At 44.0% G+C, this 15479-nt stretch carries 14 protein-coding genes; 7 read left to right on the forward strand and 7 right to left on the reverse strand.

Annotated elements, in window-relative coordinates:
• Nucleotide 1 precedes the first annotated feature (1 nt).
• Entirely contained in the window at nt 2-460 is a 459-nt protein-coding gene (locus tag MHZ95_RS12395; protein WP_239390936.1) for a VOC family protein, read from the reverse strand.
• Nucleotides 461-961: 501 nt separating this feature from the next.
• On the opposite strand from MHZ95_RS12395, the gene MHZ95_RS12400 reads away from it, so the two are divergent.
• Together MHZ95_RS12400 and MHZ95_RS12405 are read left to right on the forward strand one after the other, a co-directional pair.
• Nucleotides 962-1429, forward strand: a complete 468-nt coding sequence (locus MHZ95_RS12400) for an STAS domain-containing protein (RefSeq protein WP_239390937.1) — start codon at nt 962-964, stop codon at nt 1427-1429.
• A 19-nt stretch (nt 1430-1448) separates the two neighbouring features.
• Nucleotides 1449-1961 carry a C39 family peptidase gene (locus MHZ95_RS12405; protein WP_239390938.1) on the forward strand — a complete coding sequence of 171 codons (513 nt, stop codon included), beginning with the start codon at nt 1449-1451 and terminating at the stop codon, nt 1959-1961.
• Nucleotides 1962-2008: 47 nt separating this feature from the next.
• Here the strand turns inward: MHZ95_RS12405 and MHZ95_RS12410 are convergent, their stop codons facing one another.
• Nucleotides 2009-2902 (reverse strand): 5'-3' exonuclease, encoded by an 894-nt coding sequence (locus MHZ95_RS12410; RefSeq protein ID WP_239390939.1) that lies wholly within the window; start codon nt 2900-2902, stop codon nt 2009-2011.
• A 165-nt stretch (nt 2903-3067) separates the two neighbouring features.
• Between MHZ95_RS12410 and MHZ95_RS12415 the strand changes: the two genes are divergently transcribed.
• A complete protein-coding gene (locus MHZ95_RS12415; RefSeq protein ID WP_239390940.1) occupies nt 3068-4306 on the forward strand; it encodes an NAD(P)/FAD-dependent oxidoreductase in 1239 nt (412 codons plus the stop codon).
• A 7-nt stretch (nt 4307-4313) separates the two neighbouring features.
• Here the strand turns inward: MHZ95_RS12415 and MHZ95_RS12420 are convergent, their stop codons facing one another.
• Both MHZ95_RS12420 and hutH read right to left on the reverse strand, forming a co-directional pair.
• On the reverse strand, nt 4314-4823 hold the full coding sequence (locus tag MHZ95_RS12420) for a hypothetical protein (protein ID WP_239390941.1): 510 nt from the start codon (nt 4821-4823) through the stop codon (nt 4314-4316).
• Nucleotides 4824-4952: 129 nt separating this feature from the next.
• A complete protein-coding gene (gene hutH / locus MHZ95_RS12425) occupies nt 4953-6431 on the reverse strand; it encodes a histidine ammonia-lyase (protein WP_239390942.1) in 1479 nt (492 codons plus the stop codon).
• A 253-nt stretch (nt 6432-6684) separates the two neighbouring features.
• Between hutH and MHZ95_RS12430 the strand changes: the two genes are divergently transcribed.
• From MHZ95_RS12430 to MHZ95_RS12440, 3 genes are all read left to right on the forward strand, one after another.
• Nucleotides 6685-7308 (forward strand): hypothetical protein, encoded by a 624-nt coding sequence (locus tag MHZ95_RS12430; protein WP_370643025.1) that lies wholly within the window; start codon nt 6685-6687, stop codon nt 7306-7308.
• 178 nt (nt 7309-7486) lie between these two features.
• A complete protein-coding gene (locus tag MHZ95_RS12435; protein WP_239390943.1) occupies nt 7487-9004 on the forward strand; it encodes a glycine betaine uptake BCCT transporter in 1518 nt (505 codons plus the stop codon).
• 136 nt (nt 9005-9140) lie between these two features.
• Nucleotides 9141-9827 (forward strand): ZIP family metal transporter, encoded by a 687-nt coding sequence (locus MHZ95_RS12440; protein WP_239390944.1) that lies wholly within the window; start codon nt 9141-9143, stop codon nt 9825-9827.
• Nucleotides 9828-9895: 68 nt separating this feature from the next.
• On the opposite strand, the gene dctP is transcribed toward MHZ95_RS12440, so the two are convergent.
• From dctP to MHZ95_RS12455, 3 genes are all read right to left on the reverse strand, one after another.
• Nucleotides 9896-11191, reverse strand: coding sequence for a C4-dicarboxylate transporter DctP (dctP, locus tag MHZ95_RS12445; RefSeq protein WP_239390945.1), 1296 nt, complete (start codon nt 11189-11191; stop codon nt 9896-9898).
• Between the two features lie 112 nt (nt 11192-11303).
• Nucleotides 11304-12002, reverse strand: a complete 699-nt coding sequence (locus tag MHZ95_RS12450; protein ID WP_239390946.1) for a response regulator — start codon at nt 12000-12002, stop codon at nt 11304-11306.
• The gene (locus tag MHZ95_RS12455) at nt 12003-13562 is read right to left on the reverse strand and encodes an ATP-binding protein (protein ID WP_239391193.1); all 1560 of its coding nucleotides are present in this window, start codon (nt 13560-13562) and stop codon (nt 12003-12005) included.
• Nucleotides 13563-13666: 104 nt separating this feature from the next.
• Between MHZ95_RS12455 and MHZ95_RS12460 the strand changes: the two genes are divergently transcribed.
• Nucleotides 13667-14725 carry a DctP family TRAP transporter solute-binding subunit gene (locus MHZ95_RS12460; RefSeq protein WP_239390947.1) on the forward strand — a complete coding sequence of 353 codons (1059 nt, stop codon included), beginning with the start codon at nt 13667-13669 and terminating at the stop codon, nt 14723-14725.
• Nucleotides 14726-15479 lie beyond the last annotated feature (754 nt).

Below are 15479 nucleotides of genomic sequence, written 5' to 3' on the forward strand. Positions count from 1 at the left end.
TTTATTTTCCTCTTTCCATTAATTCAATGATGTAGCCATCCGGATCAAGCATGTAGACTGCTTTTGATCCTTTATTGGCTCCTGCCGTAATATTTGCGACTTTTTTTGACTTAAAGCAAACGCCTTTTGCGGTTAAGAATCCAAACATTTCCTCTAAGTTTTCAACTTGTAAACAAATATGTCCCGTTCCATAATCGCAAGATCGTGCATTTCCGGGATATGTATCCACGCCAACATACTCCAAAATTTCGAAAACATGCCCTCCAGGCACTTCCACAAAAGCAATTTTGATTTCTTTCAAACCGGGAATCTCCACAATATCGAAAATATAATCGCTTTCTGCCACCTGTGTCGACAAAAGCTTTAATCCCAATATATCTACGTAAAATTCAAGCGCCGTTTCCAAATTTTTGACCGTGATCCCACTATGGATAAAGCCAACAATCTTCCCTTCCTTCATTTCGCTCCTCCTAATCATTCATTTTCTTACTATCATGGATAATGCAAGTTCCGTGCCAATCTATATTTAATACAAAACTACACGAAATCACTCTTTTCTCAGTCTTTACTGATGCAATTTTACCTCAGGTGATGGGTTAATGCATTATATTTTTCATATATATATCTTTTGTAAGCTCGAATGAAAATAATAACTGTTAAATTATAGTTTATGACTATCATGTTAGCTATTGTTGTTCTGTAAAATTTCAGACCATAAATTCACATTTAAAAATTCTGTTTGTACGAAAACGTCTATATTAAGTTAAAGTTATAATTCCACTTACTTTCTTAGTTGATTGGCGTACAGATTGGCTTTTGCGGACAAAAGCTAAGCAATGGGAGATAGGGGCGTAAAATTATTTATGTAATCCAACTGATATGATCAACCTTCATCCATTTTTTTCTGCACTTATTTTCCAAATGAAGTATACTAAAGAAAATGAGGTGAGGGGTGCCAATGATGGATTTGGAAAACGAAATTCAAGCATTGAAAACGAAGATCGCTTTTTATGAAAAGATGATAAATGAAATAGCCGTCCCTATAATTCCATCCATTGTGGATAATACGATTCTTGTACCGATTTCCGGATATACTACGCAAGATCGCCTTGAAAACATTCGTAACCGGATTCTTGACTATTTAGGAGAGCACCGGGATATCAATTGTACCGTTTGTGATTTTACAGGTGTTGGAACAGATCAGATCCAGGACTTGGATTATAACATCCTTGCACATGAAATCAGTCAGCTTGACTCCTCTTTGAAGCTGATGGGCGTACGTCCCATTTTCGTTGGCTTCAACTATTTGCTTGTGAAGGAAATTGTCCATGCTGGCGTCCATGTTCATATCGAAACATACGTCAATTTCAAGACCGCATTAGCTACGCTATTGGACAAAGCAGAAAAATCGGTGCATTCTTTGCCATAAAAAAGGAGGTGACGGGTACATGAGAGCGCTCCTGAACATCCGTGGAAAATCGCAATTCGACCAGGATATCCAAGCTGCATACCAACCTTCCGCATGCGGACCCGTCACCGCCTTCGTGATGCTACAGTATCATTTTCCATCCGCATGCCCTTACGACGTCAATGAGCTGTATCGCCTGCTTGGCGGAACGAAAATCGGGCTCTTCAAATGGCGGTTTATCCGCAATATGCGCAAACTGCTAGGAACCCGATGGACTGTGGCAGAATGCAATATCGAAGAAGTGATGAGACAAATCGATGATGGACGGATCGTTGCTGCGAAATTTGATAAGTGGTTCAATTTCCGCTGGCGAGGTGGCTTTGCATTTGATTACCACTGGGTGCCTGTAATCGGTTATGAAAAGGTGTCCGATGATCTGCGATTGATCATCCACGACAACGGAGGAAGGAATCGCCCAAGCCAAGTGCGGCAGATTTCCTATAATCGGAATAAGCCCGTACTGTCATTTGTGAAGGTTGAACCAAAAAGTTGAATGAAAAAATCTCCCTATGTTTTTCCATAGAGAGATTTTTTTATTGATTATTTATTTAAAAGAGAATCTGCGTGTCTGATGATCATGGAGTAGCCTTCTTGCTCCATCGCTGCCCTTACCTCTTCTCCGAATAAAGGTATCGCCAACTCCTCGAGCGGATCGTTGATGTCCAACTCACAATGAATGGCTGCGAGCTTCTTGGAGAGATGGAGCATGTCCATATCCTCTTCGATTTTCTTACGCATCCCCGGTGTTAAATCGTCCAAAGCTTCAATAACGCCTTCTACAGAACCATATGCTTGAATCAATTTCAGTGCGCCTTTTGGTCCGATTCCCTTAACGCCAGGATAGCCATCACTTGTATCGCCCGTAAATGCTTTTTGGTCGATGAACTGGAACGGCGTGATCCCGTACTCTTCTACAAAGCGGGTATCTGAGTAAATATCATAGACATTGTAGCCTTTCTTAGTGAAGGCGATTTGGACACCTGGTCTCAATAATTGCAATAAATCTTTGTCCCCCGAGACGATTGTAATATCCGCTTTCCCTTGCCATGACTGAACGAATGAGCCGATCAGATCATCCGCTTCCATTCCCGGTACTCCATAATTTTTCCAGCCAATCACTTCGGAAACAGTTCTCGCCATATCGAATTGCGGGGCCAGTTCCGGGGCCGGTTCAGGACGATTCGCTTTATATCCATCAAACAAGTCATTGCGGAACGTATGCGCCCCCATATCCCAACAAACTGCCATATGCGTCGGCTTGAAAATCGACAGCGCCGTCATCGTATGACGCACAAACCCTTGGACCGCATTCGTCGGAACGCCCGCCTCATTCGGAAAATAATGCCCCATTGCGGACGTCGCAAAAAAAGAACGGAACAGAAGCGCCATTCCGTCGACTAATAAAATATGTGGTTTTTCATTCGTATCTAACATTGTCATTCTCCCTAAACAGTTGTATTTTCAATTCGTTATCATGCCAGCCTCCATAATACACCTTTTCCATTCACAAAACAAAAATCCTATTTCGGGATCAATAGGAATGCTTTTCCCCTGACATTTGTGGGTAGAGAATGATAGAACACAATGGGAGGAGAACGTATGCATATACACGGAGGTTCACTCTATTGGCCGACTACGATGCCAATTGTACCAAAACGGAAACAGCCGCAAAAAGCCGAGCATTATGACGCCATCATTGTAGGAGGCGGAATGTCCGGCGCACTTTCCGCACTGGCATTAGCGGAAAAAGGGCTGAGTATCGCCATCCTGGATAAGCGGCAAATGGCCACGGGCAGTACCATGGCAAACACAGGATTACTCCAGTATTCAAATGACATCATGCTTTATGAATTAATTGAACAAATTGGCGAAAAAGATGCGGTGAGGTTTTACCAATTATGCTTTGAAGCGCTGAAAGATCTAAAGGAAACGGCAAATCGCATACCAATCAATTCCGATTTCATTTACCGCTCAAGCATCTATTATGCTAGCGATGAGCAAGATGCCGAACGCATTTTGAAAGAGTATAAGACATTAAGTAAATATGGGTTTCCTTGTGATTACTGGACTCGGGAAAAGATGAGCAAGCAGTTGCCCTTTTCAAAACCGGGAGCGATCCAGACTTATGGGGATGCCGAAGTGAACCCTTATAAATTCGTCAATGGACTGATTTCTTTATTGGAATCGAGGGGCGTCCATCTGTTTGAATTCACGGAGGTCAATGATGTCATCGATGATCATGAAACGTTACGCATCATAACGTCCGCGGGTGAATTCTGTTCGGACAAAGTGCTTTTCACAACAGGATACGAAACACTTCCAATCGGGAAACGGATTGGCGCTGACATTAACCGTTCATATGTAATGGTTACCGAACCGCTTGATGATTCTCCGATTTGGCATGAAAATGCATTGATTTGGGAATCCAAACGTCCCTATCTTTATATGCGAAGAACAGTAGACAACCGGGTCATCATCGGAGGACTGGATGAAGAGAAACCGGAAGTACCCATCTCAGACGAACTGATCATGAAACGCGGGGAACAATTGAAAGCCCAGCTGCTGGCCCTTTTCCCGGATCTCTCGGTAGACATCGATTTCGCATACTGTGCAACGTTCGGGGAGTCGATCGACAATTTACCCTTCATCGGTGAACATCCGACAAAGAAGAATCACTACTATTTGCTTGGCTATGGCGGGAACGGTACGGTTTACAGCATGCTAGGATCAAAAATCATAGCAGCTCTTATGACCGGTCAGGATCACCCTGATGCACAAATTGTCCGACTTAGCAGGGCAAAATCCCCCGGCATAGAGGGAAAGACTGTCATTGCATAATGATCTATCAGACAATCGGCGGGATAAACAACAGGACGAAAATCAGAATCAGTACAGAGACGTTTGCGGATGTCAGGATTTTCCCTTTGCTTGTATCATTTTTGCCGTAGCGGATAACAATCGATAAAATGAGCATATAAAATACGCTCATAAAATAGATGACCAACACATCGATAATCCATTTCATAGCGTCATTCAAATCGGCTAGCACCGTCATACCAAGGGCTATAAAAATGACGATAGAAAGGAATAGAACTACACTCATGATGCCAGGCATAATTCGCCAGATCTTATGTACAAAAAGCGGCTTACCCTTTTTCTCCTGCAAGAATAGCAAAGTCGCCAATCCCCAGATAACCAGAATAATGGTAAAAAATATAACAAGTATGCTTGAAGGGATGAACGAATCAACAAAAGTGAAAAGCGTTGAAACTTGCTCCCTACATAGATTGATGAATGTTAAGAGTGCTAATAACCCTGCAGCACCCAACAATTGATAGGCTGTCCATTTAGACAACATGATTTCCCCCTTTCAGTTCCATGTCTACTTCTACGAAAGAAGAGTCCTTTTGGATTCAAACTGAAACCGGAGTTGTGACAATGATAAAAAGCTGAAACCCATGATTCGGTCTCAGCTATTTGTCATTCATCTCGTTAAGTACCGTGCAATTTTCTCAATATCCGGAGCGTAAATACGGTCTTCTCCAATCGGCGGAACGACTTCTTTCAATTGATCAAATTTCGCCTTTGTCTTCGGAGCCATCTGTTCGACCCCTCGGATATGACAGCCTGTCATGGCACAAAGCGCTTCAATCGCCAAGACGTTTCTAGTATTTTTAATGATGGATTGCGCATGTCGGGCACCAATTGTCCCCATCGACACATGGTCTTCTTGGTTCCCGGATGATGGGATGGAATCGACGGAGGCCGGGTGAGCGAGTGTTTTATTTTCCGAAACGAGACTCGCGGCCGAGTATTGCAAGATCATCGCGCCTGATTGCAAACCCGGTTCGGAGCTTAGAAACGGCGGTAGCCCTTCATTCAACTGCGGGTTGACGAGCCGCTCCAAACGCCGTTCTGAAATATTGGCCAGTTCTGCTACACCTACCTTTAAAAAGTCCATCGCAAAAGCAATCGGCTGCCCATGGAAATTCCCGCCTGAAACAACCGTCTCGCCTTCATCAAAAATAAGCGGATTGTCTGTCGCTGCATTCATTTCAATCTCGACTTTCTCTTTGATATAGCCAAGCACTTGCCAACTCGCTCCGTGCACTTGCGGGATACAACGGATGGAATAAGCGTCTTGCACACGTTTTTCCCCTTGAATCGTCGTTAACTGACTACCTTCCAGCCAATCCAGCATTCGCTTCGCGACATCTACTTGTTCCGGATAACCGCGCGCTTCATGGATAGCGGGATGAAACGCATCCGTAATCCCGTAAAGCGCTTCCATCGTCATAGCAGCAATCCATTCACTGTTGTAAGCGAGCGACTCCGCCTCCAAATAATTGACAACGGCTTGTGCAGTCATCGCCTGTGTCCCGTTAATGAGCGCAAGCCCTTCTTTCGCTTCCAACACAATCGGCTGCAAACGATGCTTTTTCCAAATATCCATCGCAGGAACCGACTGTCCGTTTTGCCATACAAACCCTTCTCCTAACAAAACGAGCGCAAGATGCGATAATGGAGCCAAGTCCCCCGATGCACCGAGCGAGCCTTGTTGGGGAATGATCGGGTGAATGCGATGATTCACCATATAAGCGAAGCGCTCCAGTACTTCCACACGGATTCCCGAAAACCCTTTAAGTAGTGCATTCAATCGAAGTACAACCATTGCTCGCGAAACGATTTCCGGGAACGGCTCCCCGACACCGCAAGCATGCGAGCGAATGAGGTGTAGCTGCAATGCCTTTGTATTTTTCTCATCAATTTTCACATCGCTGAATTTGCCGAAACCGGTGTTAATACCGTAAACCGTACGATCTTCCCGGACAATTTTCTCCACTGCTTCACGACTTTGCGTGACCCGGATCAATGCCTCATCGTTTAATGTCACTCCACTCTCTTCATATAAAATCGCACGCATCTGATCGATTCGTAAGGACGAACCATTTAACTCGATCACGGCAATCACCCTTTCGCGTAAATATTCCGTATTCTATATTTCTATCGTACACGAAGGTTGCCACGAAATGTTCATTTCCCCGAAAACTTGTTCTGTGGTAAAGTGATGCTGTTTTAGTGGAATAAAGCGGGAAAGTGCCCCAGTCCCGTCCGCTACCAATAAATTTCTGAAATTGCCTTCCCCTATGAAAAGTCCACGCATTCCCCATGATGATTGCATAGGATATGATGAAACATTTGGAAGGAGTGAGTAGATGGTTAATATGCAGCCGGGTAATCAAGGGGATCCGTATTGGTTCCCGAAATTACCCGAAGGATATGAAGGTAACCATACGCAAAGCATGCCGGAATACGGAGGTTATGAAGCGTATGGGCCGCAGGATAGTATGGGCCATTATGAAGCACAGCGTAATCCCTTCGGACCAGGCACGCCGGGGTTCCCGCCGGGTCCTGGATTCCCATCGGGGCCAGGTTTTCCACCGGGACACGGGGGACCACCAGGGCCAGGATTCCCGCCGGGACCAGGTTTCCCACCGGGGCACGGAGGACCGCCTGGGCCAGGTTTTCCGCCTGGACCTGGAGGACCGCCTGGCCGACCACCGGGACAACAACAAGGCGGGCAAGCACCGACATCTCCACCTCCGTCATTTACACCTGAATACCCATCTCATCAGTTGTTCGCAGTAGATCCAGGTGCCATTCGCGGTTGTCTCTACCGTTACACATTTGTTTGGATTTCAAGAAGACAAGGTTTTTGGTTCTATCCAGTATTTGTAGGTAGAAATTCTGTCGCAGGCTGGAGATGGCGCAATCGACAAAGAAGATGGGAGTATACAGGGATCTCCCTTGACCAGATCGACAGGTTCTCTTGTTTTTAAAAAATAAAATTTCGAAAAAGCGATTTCCTCATGATGGAATCGCTTTTTCGATTTTTGCAGTTTATTAAATTTTAAAAAGGGAATGGAAAGTTAAGGTATGTGCATGCCTGTTCATAAAGTTGAGCATGATAATTATGCAAGTTCGGGACCAAACAACCAAAGGAACTCAGGTGATCAAATGAAAAAAATTTCAAGTGTATTTTGGATTTCAGTCTTTATTGTCATCATTGCTGTTGCGTATGGGGCACTTGCGCCAAGCAGCTTCGAAGAAGTGACCAACAATATGAAAAACTTCATCACCTCTTCATTCGGTTGGTATTATTTACTCGTCGTCACTGGGATTGTCCTATTTTGCATCTTTTTTATCGTCAGTCCGATGGGGCAGATTACTCTTGGAAAACCGGATGAAGAACCAGAATATTCCCGAATGAGTTGGTTCGCAATGCTGTTTTCGGCGGGGATGGGCATTGGGCTCGTCTTTTGGGGTGCAGCTGAACCGTTATCCCATTTCGTCATCAATCCGGCGACCGCACAACCGGGAACCGATGAGGCGTTCAAAGAATCGATGCGTTTCACCTTTTTCCATTGGGGCATCCATGCTTGGGCCATCTATGGCGTCGTTGCCATGTGCCTGGCCTATTTCCAGTTCCGAAAAGAAGAACCCGGTTTAATTTCTGCAACATTGAAACCGATTTTCGGCGAACGGATGAACGGCCCATTTGGTACATTGATCAATGTATTAGCCGTTGTTGCAACAGTCGTAGGTGTGGCAACGACTTTAGGTTTCGGTGCCATTCAAATCAATGGTGGACTGGCTTATCTCTTCGATATACCGAATAGTTTTTCCGTTCAGATTGTCATCATCGTCGTTGTCACAATCTTGTTCATTGCTTCCGCTTGGTCAGGACTAAGTAAAGGAATTAAATATTTATCCAACTTCAATATGGTTCTGGCAGTCATTCTACTTGCCTTAGTTGTCATTCTTGGTCCCACTTTACTGATTTTCAATACATTCACCGATACAATCGGGAGCTATTTGCAAAATTTGCCGCGCATGAGTTTCCGTGCCGCTCCGCTTGATGATGAAAATCGTGCATGGATCAATAGTTGGACCATCTTTTATTGGGCATGGTGGATTTCATGGGCACCTTTCGTCGGCATATTCATCGCCCGTGTATCCCGTGGCCGAACCATCCGTGAGTTCCTGGTAGTGGTATTGATGCTACCTACATTGCTCAGCTTCTTTTGGTTTTCCGTTTTCGGTGCATCCGCAATGGATGTCCAAATGAAAGGAACAGACTTGTCCGGTTTACTGACAGAAGAGACCCTTTTCGCGGTTTTCAATGAAATGCCGATGTCGATGGTCTTGTCGATCATAGCTGTCATCCTTATCGCGATTTTCTTTATCACGTCCGCGGATTCAGCCACGTTCGTGCTTGGGATGCAGACCTCCTATGGATCGCTATTACCGCCTAACGGTGTGAAATTGACCTGGGGCGTTTCCACCGCGGCGGTTGCCATTATCCTACTTTCCGCCAATGGGCTGACCGCACTGCAGAATGCACTGATCATAGCCGCATTGCCGTTCTCTTTCGTCATCATTTTCATGATGATCGCGTTTTATAAAGCGCTGGATAAGGAACGAAAAGAAATGGGGCTCATGGTGCGGCCTTATGACAAGCGTTATAAAAAATAAAATGAAAAGGCCAAGATCGAACGCTTTTCCCGATCTTGGTTTTTTATTGTTAAATCTCTATTGTTCCCACCTTGTGCATGTGCACCGGAACTCAGTGCATATAATTTGAAAACGACAATGGTTGGGAATGATCAAATTGACAATCATCGTACTAGGTATATTTCTCTTCCTCAGTGTAAGTATCGGAGGTATAATCGCCTGGACGTTAGCAGGGCTATTCAAAGACAAAATTGGAGGATGTTCACTGTTATGTGGGGGATTTTTAATAGGCTTATTAACACTTGATATCATTCCATCCGCTTGGGGTGCTTACTCCCCGTTCGGCTTATTGCTTGGAGGACTTCTCGGTTTCTTCTTTTTCCTTGTCCTCCATTCCATGTGCAATCATTCCCATACTTCCTCGCTCTATTTGCTAACCGTCGCGTTGTTCATCCATACGATTCCGCTCAGCGTGACAATCGGAAGTTTACTGGATGATCCGGCTCTTGGCTTAACAATGACAACTTCCACCATCCTGCATCACCTACCTGAAGGTTTTGCCCTTGCGACAGTTGCCCTGTCCACAGGGAATAAATGGGGAAGTTTGACGCTTTGTTTTATTGGCTTATCCATTTGTTTCGCGTCGTTCATTTGGATCGGTCAACAAGCCTCTCTATCACTCAAGATTCAAAGCATACTCATGGGTGTGTCCATCAGTCTAATCGGCTGTACAAGTATAAAGGAGTTTATTGGGCAATACATACGAACCGTGCCTTTACCAGCTTTTCTAACCTATTTTGGCGTAGGATACTCGTTCAGCGGCTTGTTCCACTTATTGCTTTAAAAAGGCTACCCACCCAATCAACATAGTGATCGGGCGGGTAGCCAACATACATAGTAGCACTGCATTCTTTATTTGATTGTCGTATTCAAAACAGCAGCTTGACCTGCTTTCTTCAATGCTTTCATTTCTGTGATGGCTTCCTTATGTTTCGTTTCATCAAACTCGTTTACACTTTTCGCGACTACCAATGTAGCGATTCCGTTTCCAATCAGATTCACAATCGCACGACCTTCACTCATGAAACGGTCCACGCCAAGCAGCAATGCCAACCCTTCAAGCGGAATGATTTGGAGGGCGGCCAATGTGGACGCTAGTACGATAAATCCGCCGCCCGTAACAGCCGCAGCTCCTTTAGACGTTAACATCAGAATGAGAATGACTGTAATTTGCTGCCCGATTGTTAGATCTACACCGAAGACTTGTGCCAAAAAGACGACTGCCATGGATAGATAAATCGATGTACCATCCAAGTTAAAGGAATAACCTGTCGGGATGACAAGACCGACGACCGATTTGGAAGCTCCGTAACGTTCCATTTTTTCCATCATTCTAGGAAGAACAGATTCCGAAGAACTCGTTCCTAACACAATCAATAATTCGTCTTTGATGAATTTCAAGTATTTCCATAAGCTGATGCCATTCATCTTACAAATGATATTCAAGACGATGAAAATGAATAAAAACATCGTAATATAGACGGACATCATTAATTTGCCAAGCGGGACGAGCGAAGTGAGCCCGTAATGGCCGATTGTATACGCCATCGCCGCGAATGCCCCAATCGGAGCGGCTCTCATCACATAGCCGATAATTTTAAAGAAGACAAGTGATAGCTTATCCAAAAACTCAATAACAATTTTCCCTTTTTCCCCGAGTGCTGCAAGACCGACTCCGAACAAAATAGAGAAGAATAATACTTGTAAAATATCCCCTTTAGCAAATGCATCGACCATATTGGACGGGACAATCTGTGTAACAAACTCAATCCAGTTAATACTCGCTCCGCCCTCGGCCGTATATTTGGATACATCCCCTTTTTCCAGCTCATCATAGTTAAGACCTGCTCCTGGTTTCACAAGATTCACGACGATTAAACCAATGACAAGTGCAATCGTTGTCACAATCTCAAAATAAATGAGCGCTTTACCGCCAACTTTCCCAACCTTTTTCATATCCCCCATTTTGGCGATTCCTAAAGCAATCGTTAGGAATATGATAGGCGCGATAACCATTTTAACAGCATTGATAAATGTATCTCCGAGCGGTTTCATCTCTTTTCCGACATTTGGCCAGACAAGCCCGACGATGACCCCGATAACGATTGCTAATAAAACTTGAACCGTTAGATTCTTAAGTAACTTCATATTTTCTCCCCCTTTTGAAAGCTGAACATTTCACTAATTAATTAGAATGATAACGCTTCCAACAAGAGGTGAGAAGTTTCTGGTCATAACGGCTATTTTGGTCTTTTTGGTCTCACTTATGATCATTATTGCGGACGTAACGATTGACAGGTCGCCCGACGCCACCATACTGCACATCAAGCGTGATCCCGCCGCTTTTTTCTAAATAATCCAAGTAACGGCGGGCGGTGACTCGGGCGATGCCGATTGCGTTTGCCACCTCTTCGGCAGAACGAGGCTCGTCTTGACGATCGATATAATGTGTAATTTCATTTAAGGTGAATTCATTCAACCCCTTCGGCAAATGATTGCCCGTGTTGCGGTTTGAAGACTGAGCATGCAGCAATAAATCCAGCTGTTCCTGCGATATCGTTTCAGTCTCGCGTAAGCTGTTTCTATACTTCTGATACTTCTCTAATGCTTGTTGGATGCGATGGATTTTAAACGGTTTAATAATATAATCCATCGCTCCATTTTGAAGCATCAGTTTAATGGTTTCGCTGTCCTTGGCAGCTGATACAACAATCACGTCAGCCTTCAATTGTAGCTTTCTGAATTCCTGCAACGTCTTCTTTCCATCTTTTTTCGGCATATAGATATCCAATATGACGAGATCCGGACTCAATTTTTTCACAAGCGCAATGCCCTCTTCACCGTTGTTCGCAACGCCTACGATTCGAAAGCCTTTCACACTTTCGATAAATTCTCGATTCACTTCCTGCACCATTGGATCGTCTTCGATCAACAGCACCTTGATTTCATCTTTCCCCACCTATATCGCCCCCATTTCCATCGGGAAAGTAATCAGTATTGAAGTGCCTCCACCTTTATCGGTTGAAACTTCAATGCAGCCATTCCCTTTTTCAACAATCTGTTTCACGAGAAAGAGTCCATACCCTGTCCCTTCGGATTTGTTCATCGTAAAGCCTTTGTCAAAAATTCTCGGCAAGTAAGCTTCCTCAATCCCAGCCCCGTTATCTTCCACTAATAGGGCACAGACATTTTCGTTCTGTTCAATACTCAACTCGATTTTCTTATCCTCCACCCCAACCTGTTCGAAAGCTCCAAAGGCATTTTCAATGAGATTGCCCAATAATACGACGAAATCATGTTGATCCAATTGATTGGGAAAGGTTGAAAAAAAGCTGTTCTTATCAATTTCCACCGAAATCCCTAATTCCTTCCCTCTTCCCACTTTGCTTAACAGAAGACCTGCAAGGGCATCATTTTTAATTTTTTCATGTAGAAATTTCGTGACGCCTTCCTGTTCTTCTGAAATCTCAAATGCAAGTTGTAACGCCTTTTCCGGCTTTCCAAGCTGGATCAAGCCTGCGATCGTGTGCAGCTTATTCATATGTTCATGGCTCTGCACCCTTAATGCTTCTACAAAGTTTTTTACACCTGTTAATTCTTCTGCCAGCTTGGCCACGTCCGTCCGATCCTGAAAAATGGCTACAGCCCCGATTAATTCATCATCTTTATGAATCGGGACGCGGGTGCTTAAAATGACCTTGCCACTTACTTGGATGACCTCATTATAGACCGCCTGATCCCTTTCGACAATTTCCGGAAGTCTTGTATCCGCTAGCACCGTTCGAATCGGTTGACCGACAAATTTTCCTTTTACATTAAAAATCTTCTTCGCTTTGTCATTGAATACCGTTACAATTTCTTTATTGTCGATGGCAATGACGCCTTCATTCATCGCATGGAAAGTGGCGATTCTTTCTTCATGCATGCGTTTAATTTCATAGGGCTCCAACTGGAACATCTGCTTTTTAATATGGTTGGCCAACAAGATCGAGCCGAGCAGTCCGAAAAGCAATGTCAACACAACGATAAATAGGATATCTTTGGATACATTCATCATGATATCGAGAAATGCCGGAATTTTATTTCCAACAACAACGACACCGATTTGATTTAACTCCGCATCTTTAATTGGGACAAATGCCCGGATGAAGGTACCGATTTCTCCTTCCGCCTTAGAAAAATAAATATGTTCTGCAAAAGCCGCTTTTTCATCTTCCCCTTGCGATACTTTGCCAATCCTCTCTTTTACAGGATGGGAATACCGGATCCGCTCCATATTCATGACGACAATATAATCCGTTCCATTAATGACGCTAATTTCTTCAATGATCGGGTCCAAGCTTTCCCAGCCCTGCGGTTCCTGGATGGCATTTCGCACATCCGTCAACTCGGCTACTGTCCGCGCCGTATTCATCGACCGGATGCGCAATTCTTTTTCCTCGTTTTGCTGGATGCTCGAAATGATGACAATCCCACCCATCAATAACGAAAAGATCACGACAATATACGATAACAGCATAATTTTCCATCGAATCGATAAAGGTTTCAATCTGCATACACTCTTTTCGTCTTTACGAACTGTAATTTCCTCAGTATGCTTACAATAAGCGAGGAGGTTTATTGGTGAAAAATACAATTGTGATTCTATTACTTCTAGGCATTATTTTTGCAGGCATAGTAGGCTACCGTTATCTTTCCCCTGACGAAGAACTTCCTTTTGACGATGAACAAGAAGGGCTGAGCGAGCAAATCGTTTTCACCTTCAGCCATGTTGTCGCAGAAAATACACCGAAAGGACGGGCGGCAGACAAATTTGCAGAACTCGTCAATGAAAAATCGAACGGCAAGATCAAGATTGTTGTCTTTCCCAACGGCAGCTTGTTCTCTGATATTGAAGATATTACAGCTTTAAAAGAAGGGCAAGTCCATTTCATCGCGACTTCCACCGCAAAAATGGGTGGCCTTTCTCCGGAATGGGCTGTGCTCGATCTTCCTTTTGCCTTTCCGACTTATGAAGCGATTGAAGAAGGCATACACGGTCCGATCGGTACACATTTATTGGATTCATTACAAAAAGAGGGCATTTTAGGACTGGCTCACTGGTCAAACGGCTTTAGACAAATCACGTCCAATACCGGCCCTATCCGTTCACCCCAAGATTTACAGGGACAAACGATCCGCATTATGACCAGCGACATTCTCCGTGCCCAATATGAGTTACTCGGTGCTGAGGCGCAACCCGAATCCTTTAATGATACGTATCACTTAATCGAAGCTGGGAAAATCGATGGCGAAGAAAATACGATTTCAAATATTTATTCCAAAAAATTTTATGAAGTCCAAAAGCATTTAACGATCAGCAATCATGGCTATTTAGGCTACGTCGTCATGATGGATCAAAAAGTGTGGGACCGGCAATCAAAAAATACCCAGCAGATCCTACTTGAAGCGATGGAAGAAACAACCGCCTGGAACGATCGGCAAGCCATCAAAATAAACGAAGAACAACTCGAACTTATCAAACAAAACTCATCCATACAAATTCATGAACTGAGTGCCCAGGAAAAGCTACAATGGAAAACGAAACTCGATCCCCTCTATGATACACTGGCAGCTTCAATCGGGGATAAGTTAGTGAACGAGTTGAAAGCATTAAGAACGACTTATGAAATGAGGGAATAGGAAGAACTATCAATGATCTCCCTACTACGAAATTGTACACTACTTTGTATTTTCCGGGGATTTAAATTGGACATGTAGAGATGCATGCGTTTGCACAAGCGGAAGTTTTATGAGCGCTTGGTAAGGGGCTTTGAGCATTCTTGTAATTTTATGAGCGCCTAGCAAATTCTTTGAGCACTTTCACAACTTTATGAGCGCATAACAACGGCTTTGAGCACTCCCGTAACTTTATGAGCGCCTAGTAAATTCTTTGATCACTTTCACAACTTTATGAGCGCATAACAACTACTTTGAGCACTCCCACAACTTTATGAGCGCCCGGCAATTACTTTGAGCTCTCTCAAACTTTATGAGCGCATAACAACGGCTTTGAGCACTCCCGTAACTTTATGAGCGCATAACAAATTCTTTGAGCAATTTCACAACTTTATGAGCGCATAACAACGGCTTTGAGCACTCCCGTAACTTTATGAGCGCCTAGTAAATTCTTTGAGCACTTTCACAACTTTATGAGCGCATAACAACTACTTTGAGCACTCCCACAACTTTATGAGCGACTGGCAATTACTTTGAGCACTCTCGTAACTTTATGAGCGCCTAGCAAATTCTTTGAGCACCCTTGTAACTTTATGAGCGCATAACAAATTCTTTGATCACTTTCATAACTTTATGAGCGCCACGCAACCACTTTGGGCACTCCCGTAACTTTATGAGCGCACACCCAACGACTTTGATCACTTCAAATTCTTTCATA

Origin of the sequence: Sporosarcina sp. ACRSM, assembly GCF_022346545.1 — a bacterium.
Classification (GTDB): domain Bacteria; phylum Bacillota; class Bacilli; order Bacillales_A; family Planococcaceae; genus Sporosarcina.

Bases quoted from the DNA above. Each gene is read 5' to 3' on its own strand.
- MHZ95_RS12435 (WP_239390943.1), top strand. From the start codon at position 7,487: ATGAAAAAAATTTCAAGTGTATTTTGGATTTCAGTCTTTATTGTCATC.
- MHZ95_RS12410 (WP_239390939.1), bottom strand. From the start codon at position 2,902: ATGTTAGATACGAATGAAAAACCACATATTTTATTAGTCGACGGAATG.
- MHZ95_RS12430 (WP_370643025.1), top strand. From the start codon at position 6,685: ATGGTTAATATGCAGCCGGGTAATCAAGGGGATCCGTATTGGTTCCCG.
- MHZ95_RS12455 (WP_239391193.1), bottom strand. From the start codon at position 13,562: ATGCTGTTATCGTATATTGTCGTGATCTTTTCGTTATTGATGGGTGGG.
- MHZ95_RS12395 (WP_239390936.1), bottom strand. From the start codon at position 460: ATGAAGGAAGGGAAGATTGTTGGCTTTATCCATAGTGGGATCACGGTC.
- dctP (WP_239390945.1), bottom strand. From the start codon at position 11,191: ATGAAGTTACTTAAGAATCTAACGGTTCAAGTTTTATTAGCAATCGTT.
- MHZ95_RS12415 (WP_239390940.1), top strand. From the start codon at position 3,068: ATGCATATACACGGAGGTTCACTCTATTGGCCGACTACGATGCCAATT.
- MHZ95_RS12405 (WP_239390938.1), top strand. From the start codon at position 1,449: ATGAGAGCGCTCCTGAACATCCGTGGAAAATCGCAATTCGACCAGGAT.
- MHZ95_RS12400 (WP_239390937.1), top strand. From the start codon at position 962: ATGGATTTGGAAAACGAAATTCAAGCATTGAAAACGAAGATCGCTTTT.